This window comes from Paraglaciecola arctica BSs20135 (assembly GCF_000314995.1).
GTDB lineage: Bacteria > Pseudomonadota > Gammaproteobacteria > Enterobacterales > Alteromonadaceae > Paraglaciecola > Paraglaciecola arctica.
Genome location: NZ_BAEO01000015.1, coordinates 183,309 through 190,417, shown reverse-complemented (window position 1 = coordinate 190,417; position 7,109 = coordinate 183,309). Strand labels below are relative to the sequence as shown.

Here is a 7,109-nt window from a genome sequence, read left to right as displayed (position 1 = left end):
TTTTTTATATCTTATAAATTTAAAATCAGGTTAAGAAATCTACTTCATTAACCTAAAAATAAAATGATAATTTATTATCTTGCGCGGTAGATGATACGACCTTTAGAAAGGTCATAGGGCGTAAGTTCTACAGTTACTTTGTCGCCAGTTAAAATACGAATATAGTTTTTACGCATCTTGCCTGAAATATGGGCAGTTACAACATGACCATTTTCCAATTCAACACGAAACATAGTATTTGGAAGGGTATCCAACACAGTGCCTTCCATTTCAATACAATCTTCTTTCGCCATCTAACTCTGTTACCTCTAATCAATAAAATAAGTGTCTAAAAATGCCGCGCAGATTTTGCCCAATTAGGGGGCGAGTGTAAAGCTTTACCCTGCTTTTTTTGTAATTAGTTGCCATTTATCGTTAAAAAAGCGCTCATGAGGTAGAAAATTCTGTTTATAGCTCATTTTTTGACAGGTATCTATTTGATATCCCAAATATAAGAAAGGTTTATTAAGGGACTTAGCAAGCTCGATTTGTTGCAAGATTGCAAAGCTTCCTAACGAGCGTTGTTGTTCTTCGGGCTTAAAAAATGTGTATAAAGCTGACAGGGAAGATACCAAGTTGTCGGTTACTGCTACAGCAATAAGTTCGTCATTTGCGTAAAGCTCAATAAATAACGCATTGTTCCACGGACTTAGAATAAAACCTTGATATTGTTCAAGGGTTGCTGGGTACATACTGCCGTCGTCATGACGCTGATTGATGTAGGACTCATACAGCGGATAATATTCTGGCTTGTCACTATTACTAATGCGCACTGTGAGGTCTTGGTTGCGCCTCATGATGCGCTTTTGGCTCTTTGACGCCCTGAACATGTGCACAGGCAGTCGAATAGACTCACAAGCCTTACAGGCTTCACAATGTGGACGATACACTTGTGTTCCGCTACGCCTGAAGCCAGCACCTATTAAAAAATCATATTCAGCAATAGTGGGTTGAGTCTCGCTCATAAACACCAATAAGCGTTCATCTTGTTCAGGTAAGTAACTACAAGTAAAAGGTGTGGTAATGCCAAATTTCATGCCGATGACCTTATAGCCACTGCTTCAAGTTAAGTGTCTGTGGTTGCCAAACACCATGCTCAAATGTTTGTTGGCTTTGTTCGGCTAACTGAGTTAAAAATTTGCTTCTAGGAATTTCAATACAGCCTAAGGTCGCTAGATGGGGATTTTGCATTTGGCAGTCAATAAATTCTGCTTTTTGGGATTTAAGTAATTCAACTAAAGCTAACATGGCTAACTTAGATGCATTAGTGGCTTTATGAAACATAGACTCTCCGCAAAACACTTTGCCTACTATTATACCGTATAGCCCACCGACTAAGATATTCTCATTCCATACTTCAACAGAGTGGGCATGGCCAAGCTGGTGTAGATTTTTGTAAGCATTGATCATGTCAGCAGTGATCCAGGTGCCAGAATCGTTTCTTGGGATGCTCGCACAAATGTCTATGACTTGCTCAAATGCGTTATTGATGGTGATTTTATAGTCACAGTTTCGAGCAAACTTTTTGAGACTTTTACTGCATTTAAAATGTTCTAAAGGCAATATTCCTCGTGGATCGGGAGACCACCACATAATAGGTTCATCTTGACTAAACCAAGGAAATATTCCAGATGAATAGGCCAAAAGTAGACGCTCAGGACTTAAATCACCACCAAATGCTAACAAACCATTGGGCTCAATAAGCGCTATGTCTGCAGGTGGAAATATTAGTTGTTTATCTAGCTTAGTCAGCGTCAGCATTAGCGTTTCGTTATTTATTTACTTTTGTAAGAGTGAATAAAAAAAGGCCTCAGTTTGAGGCCTTTATATTCAATTTAATCGCTACTCTTGAGCGTCCAAGAATTTCTCAGCGTCCAAAGCTGCCATGCAACCCGTGCCTGCCGAGGTAATGGCTTGACGGTAGATATGATCGCTTACATCACCAGCGGCGAATACACCTTCGACACTGGTCTGGGTGGCATTACCTTCAGTGCCGCTCTGCACTTTGATATAACCATCCTTCATCTCAAGCTCACCTTCAAAGATACCAGTATTGGGTTGGTGTCCAATTGCGATAAACACCCCCATCAAATCTAGATTTTCCGTAGCATCTGAGGTGGTTTCTTTGATACGAATACCGGTTACGCCCATTTCGTCACCCAAAACTTCGTCTAATTGACGGTCTAGGTGCAAGGTAACATTACCATTTTTGGCTTTTTCCATTAAACGGTCAGCCAGTATTTTTTCACTACGGAACGAATCGCGTCTATGAATAACGTGTACTTCAGAGGCAATATTCGATAAATACAGCGCTTCTTCAACTGCTGTATTACCGCCGCCCACAACTGCGACTTTTTGGTTGCGATAGAAGAAGCCATCACAAGTTGCACAGGCTGAAACACCTTTACCCATAAAGGCCGTTTCTGATTCCATACCTAGGTATTTAGCAGAAGCGCCTGTACAAATAATCAAAGCATCACAGGTATAAGTACCTTGATCTCCAGTTAATGTGAAAGGGCGTTTAGATAAATCAGTTTTATTGATATGGTCGAAAATAATCTCTGTATCAAACTTCTCGGCATGCTTTTGCATACGATCCATTAACGCAGGACCTGTTAATCCCTCAGGATCACCTGGCCAGTTTTCTACTTCAGTGGTGGTGGTCAATTGCCCACCTTGCTGTATTCCAGTCAATAATACAGGGTTCAGATTAGCACGAGCAGCATATACTGCAGCGGCATAACCAGCAGGGCCAGAGCCCAAAATTAGTAGTTTAACGTGTCTCGCTTCAGACATTTAACTCTCCAAATATTCTTTAAATTAGCATACGCATTTACGTTTCATTGGCCTAGACATATGGGCATGTATTTTACTTTCAATGTTGCTAGAAAACTAAATTTTAATCTATGTAATTAAAATATGATCCGTATCATGAATATGTCTGTGTAGTTCATATATAATTTTGTTTATAGTTAGTTTTTTATTGTTAGTTTTTTATTGTTAGTTTTTTATTGTTAGTTTTTTATAGAAAGCACTCTTTATATAACTTTAGGATGTTAGCTTATGGGTGACTTAGCCGTTAGAATGCACACAAGCTTTATTATGGAGTAACCAAGTTGGCACAATCTATTACAGCAATGGTGAAAGACGGTCAGCAATATATGCAGACTTGGCCTATGCAACAGCAGTTGTATGGCATGTTTCCCGAGTGCCGGGTTATTTCAGCCACTAAACTTTCAATGAAAGTGATGCCCGCTCTTGGCGTTTTAACGGTTGCGGCATTAATTAATTTGCAAGGTATCGAACGTTTACCTCAGGCTTTAGCCATAGGAGCGTTCTTTTTATCGCTACCGATGCAAGGCTTAATGTGGCTAGGGCACCGTTCAAATCAAAATTTGCCACCGGCATTAAAAAGCTGGTATCTAGACATTCATCACAAAATGCAGATGCAAGGTTGTGCATTGCAATCTCCCAAAGCCAAGCCTGAATATAAAGAACTAGCGAGACTATTAAAAACTGCTTTTGATGAATTAGATAAGGCGTTTACTAAACGTTGGTTTTAAATATTATGATTGTAGCTAGGGATAATTTAGTGTGAAAAAACTTTTTATAGGCATACAAGGTAAGGCTGTTTGTTTAAACAAAGCAACGGGCGATATTCTTTGGTCGAGTAAGTTAAAGTCTTCTAGTAGTGTCACAAATGTTTATTATGAAGATAATCAGGTTTTTGCTTATTCTGGTGGGCACTTGTTTTGTTTAAACGCCGACACAGGTGACATTGTTTGGGAAAATGGTTTAAGTGGTTATGGTTTTGGGGCTTGTATTATTGCGAGTGAAAATCAAAGTTCGGCAGCAGCCATTTCGAATCAAGTCGCGTCACAACAAGCTGCGGCGTCAAGTACTATAGTTGCCACATCAAGCTCAGGTTCTAGTAGTAGCAACTAACCCATATGGTCAAACGGATAGATTGATTGTTAACGGGCTTCTACACTTTCTGCAAATGTAGGTTTGTTGGCCCTTTAGCACTTTATTATGCCTTCTTATTCCTAACTCTATTGGTCCACACTCACATTGATAATTAAAACTTTTGCCTTTTACTTTAGTGACGTCCATTTGATGGTAGGTTTGGCCTTTTAAATTAAAAAGCTTAAGCATTAGGCTTTGCCACTCTTTTCCATGGGGGCGCACTTTTCCAAAAAGTTTATAGGCCAATAAATGACACACTTCATGGGGAACCACTTCCTCCAAAAATGCTTCTACATTGTCAGTGAGTAAGACAGGATTAAAACGTAATTCGTTTATTTGTAGTCGCGCACAACCGGCAATTTTACCCCTTTGGTTAAAGCTTATTTTAGGCAAGCTGAAGTTTTGCTTTAAATCAGATGAAGCATGGCTAATACACTGTTCAACTTTTTGAATAACTAATTGTTGGGGATCAAATGACAAAAATGTTCTACATATAAGAAGAGTTACTGACAATAGATTCATTTTAACCAATAATCAGCTAAAGCCAATCCTTTTGAGTATATCAATGCAAGATCAACAATTACGTCGCTCCTTGGACTTTCGATTTTTAGCCGAACCAACTGATGTTAATTTTGGTGGCAAAGTGCACGGTGGTATTGTGATGAAGTGGATGGATCAAGCTGGTTACGCTTGCGCTGCTCAGTGGAGTGCACATTATTGTGTAACTGTATCTATAGGTGGCATTCGATTTATTCGTCCGATCTTGGTGGGGCAGATGGTGACCCTCACAGCTAAGATAGTGCACACAGGTAGAACCAGCATGCATATCTATATTCGTATTGTGGCTGGAGATCCTAAACAAAATAAAATGGTCGAAACAGGTCATTGCATTATGGTTTTTGTGGCAAGCGATGAAGCGGGTTACCCTGTTGAAGTACCTACTTGGCAACCTCAATCAACACAGGATTTTGCATTAGAAAAATATGCCATTCAGGCTAAAGAGTCGGCTAAAAGTTTGGATAAAGAGTTATTAACAGCTTTGAGTGTAGATAACTAAACGAATTGTTATTACGAGCTAAAAACGTTTTATTTTTACGTCATCCTTATTAAAAAGAAAGCCCCAACTATGACGAACATGGTTGGGGCTTTTTTATAGCCGGTTAGGCAAGTTTTTCTATGTTATTGAGGCGCTTACAACTCACAAGCTAAGCAATAAGCATAGACGCCTTTAGGATCATTCAGTTTGGCAACTGCTTCAATGTCTGTTGTTAATTCTTTTACAAGATTCAGAATAGTACTGGATTTTTCTACTTTGAAAGCGCCTTCAAATGACACGCTGGCGTTTTGGAATAACTCTTTCCAGAATAATTCACTTTTCGACATAGTTCTTTGGATATATTGGGTATCGTAGGTTTCTAGGTTAGCCAAAGCAGCTGCCGCTTTCACACCGTCTTTTAAGTAACCTAACTCATCCACTAAGCCTAACTCTAAGGCAGTGTCTCCAATCCAAACTCTTCCTTGGGCTATCTGGTCTACTTGCTCTTTGCTCATATCGCGTTTATCTGCAACCAATGAGATAAATTGATCGTAACCATGTTCGATGCCTCTTTGCATGATGGCAGCAACTTTGGGGTTAAGAGTTTTGGTGATGCCCATGCCGGCAAATTCGGTGGTGCCTACGCCATCGGTATGTACACCTAAATAATCTAAGGTATTTTCAAAGGTTAAAAACATGCCGAATATACCTATAGAGCCTGTAATAGTGCTAGGTGCGGCCAGAATTTTGTCTGCTCCAGCAGAAATCCAATATCCACCGGATGCTGCGTAGGTACTCATTACGGCAACAACTGGCTTACCTACAGCCTGCAAGTTTTCCACTTCTTGACGAATAATTTCTGAGGCAAAAGCACTACCACCTGGAGAGTCAACATATAACACTACTGATTTGACAGTATCGTCATATCTCGCTTTACGTAGTAACTCAGCAGTACTGTCACCACCTATTTGACCGGGTTTTTTGGTGCCATTTAATATGGTGCCTTTAGCAACAACAATAGCGACCTTATCTAAGTTGTTAGGCATGTTAGGTAGTACAGGTTTGATGATATTCAGGTAATTTTTGTAACTAATACCATTAAAACCCATACCATCTTCGTTTTTACCTACTACAGCAACAATTTCTTGCAGGGCTTGTTCGCGAGTTTTAAGTGCGTCAACCCAACCAAAATCTAATGCGTATTGTGCAAAGTCTCCACCTGATTGCTCAAATTTTTCTAAGAATACATCTAGCTCTTCATCAAAATGATTAACATCTAAGCCGCGAGCTTTAGCAACACTTGTTTTGTATTGGGTCCACATGGCCGTTAACCAGGCCTTATTTGCTTCTTTTGCTGCGTCTGACATGTCGTCACGAATGTAAGGCTCAACGGCTGACTTATAAGTGCCCACTTTAAAGACGTGAGTTTCAGCTTTAAGTTTTTCGATAGCTGATTTGAAATACATGCCGAAACGTCCATATCCTTCAAACATCATAAAACCCATAGGGTTGAGATATAAATGATCAGCACGGCTGGCAAGGTAATATTGGTTTTGGCTATAGTAATCGCCAATTGCATAGATAGGCTTTTCGCTTTCTTTAAAGTCTTCTAATGCCACCGCAATTTGTTCTAATTTGTCTAAACCTGCACTACCCAAACCGTGTAAGTCTAAAACTAAGACTTTAATTCGACGATCCTGTTTGGCATTTTCGATAGTCAGTAATACATCTTGCAGCAATATTTCTGGATTATCGTCCTCTTGTTCAAAAGCTTCTTGCATAAATTCGGTGAAAGGGTCGACAGCTTCTTTTTCTATCACCAGGTTACCGGATAACTTAAGTACTAAGGCAGAATTGACTGGCACTGTAATTGTATTATTATCTTTTAAAAAAACAGAGATGATGGCTAAAAAGATAACAATAAAAATAATGTTGAAAAACAATTTTCGGCTAAAATTAAGGGTGTTCCATAAACCAACAAACAACGACTTCGTCCAACTTTTTCCTGAAGACATAATAGGTATACTACTCGTTACAAAATAATACCGCATCCTATCTAAAAAAGTAC

9 protein-coding genes are annotated in these 7,109 nt (G+C 39.4%); 3 read left to right on the top strand and 6 right to left on the bottom strand.

Annotation, left to right across the window (positions count from 1 at the left end; genetic code table 11):
• Positions 1–74: 74 nt before the first annotated feature.
• The 4 genes from infA to trxB form a co-directional block, all read right to left on the bottom strand.
• Positions 75–293 carry a translation initiation factor IF-1 gene (gene infA, locus GARC_RS06735; protein WP_007618153.1) on the bottom strand — a complete coding sequence of 73 codons (219 nt, stop codon included), beginning with the start codon at positions 291–293 and terminating at the stop codon, positions 75–77.
• An 84-nt stretch (positions 294–377) separates the two neighbouring features.
• A complete protein-coding gene (locus GARC_RS06730) occupies positions 378–1,076 on the bottom strand; it encodes an arginyltransferase (RefSeq protein WP_007618152.1) in 699 nt (232 codons plus the stop codon).
• A 10-nt stretch (positions 1,077–1,086) separates the two neighbouring features.
• A complete protein-coding gene (aat, locus tag GARC_RS06725; RefSeq protein ID WP_007618151.1) occupies positions 1,087–1,800 on the bottom strand; it encodes a leucyl/phenylalanyl-tRNA--protein transferase in 714 nt (237 codons plus the stop codon).
• Between the two features lie 81 nt (positions 1,801–1,881).
• The gene (gene trxB / locus GARC_RS06720) at positions 1,882–2,835 is read right to left on the bottom strand and encodes a thioredoxin-disulfide reductase (protein ID WP_007618150.1); all 954 of its coding nucleotides are present in this window, start codon (positions 2,833–2,835) and stop codon (positions 1,882–1,884) included.
• 320 nt (positions 2,836–3,155) lie between these two features.
• Here trxB and yfbV point away from each other — a divergent pair, with 320 nt between their 5' ends.
• Both yfbV and GARC_RS06710 read left to right on the top strand, forming a co-directional pair.
• Positions 3,156–3,602: a terminus macrodomain insulation protein YfbV gene (gene yfbV / locus GARC_RS06715; RefSeq protein WP_007618148.1), complete on the top strand. Its 447-nt coding sequence runs from the start codon at positions 3,156–3,158 to the stop codon at positions 3,600–3,602.
• Between the two features lie 31 nt (positions 3,603–3,633).
• Positions 3,634–3,984 (top strand): outer membrane protein assembly factor BamB family protein, encoded by a 351-nt coding sequence (locus tag GARC_RS06710; RefSeq protein ID WP_007618146.1) that lies wholly within the window; start codon positions 3,634–3,636, stop codon positions 3,982–3,984.
• 9 nt (positions 3,985–3,993) lie between these two features.
• On the opposite strand, the gene GARC_RS06705 is transcribed toward GARC_RS06710, so the two are convergent.
• Positions 3,994–4,485 carry a SprT family zinc-dependent metalloprotease gene (locus tag GARC_RS06705; protein WP_007618144.1) on the bottom strand — a complete coding sequence of 164 codons (492 nt, stop codon included), beginning with the start codon at positions 4,483–4,485 and terminating at the stop codon, positions 3,994–3,996.
• 85 nt (positions 4,486–4,570) lie between these two features.
• Between GARC_RS06705 and GARC_RS06700 the strand changes: the two genes are divergently transcribed.
• A complete protein-coding gene (locus tag GARC_RS06700) occupies positions 4,571–5,062 on the top strand; it encodes an acyl-CoA thioesterase (protein ID WP_007618132.1) in 492 nt (163 codons plus the stop codon).
• 134 nt (positions 5,063–5,196) lie between these two features.
• Here GARC_RS06700 and sppA read toward each other — a convergent pair whose 3' ends face one another.
• Positions 5,197–7,056 carry a signal peptide peptidase SppA gene (gene sppA, locus GARC_RS06695; RefSeq protein ID WP_039988932.1) on the bottom strand — a complete coding sequence of 620 codons (1,860 nt, stop codon included), beginning with the start codon at positions 7,054–7,056 and terminating at the stop codon, positions 5,197–5,199.
• Positions 7,057–7,109: the final 53 nt, after the last annotated feature.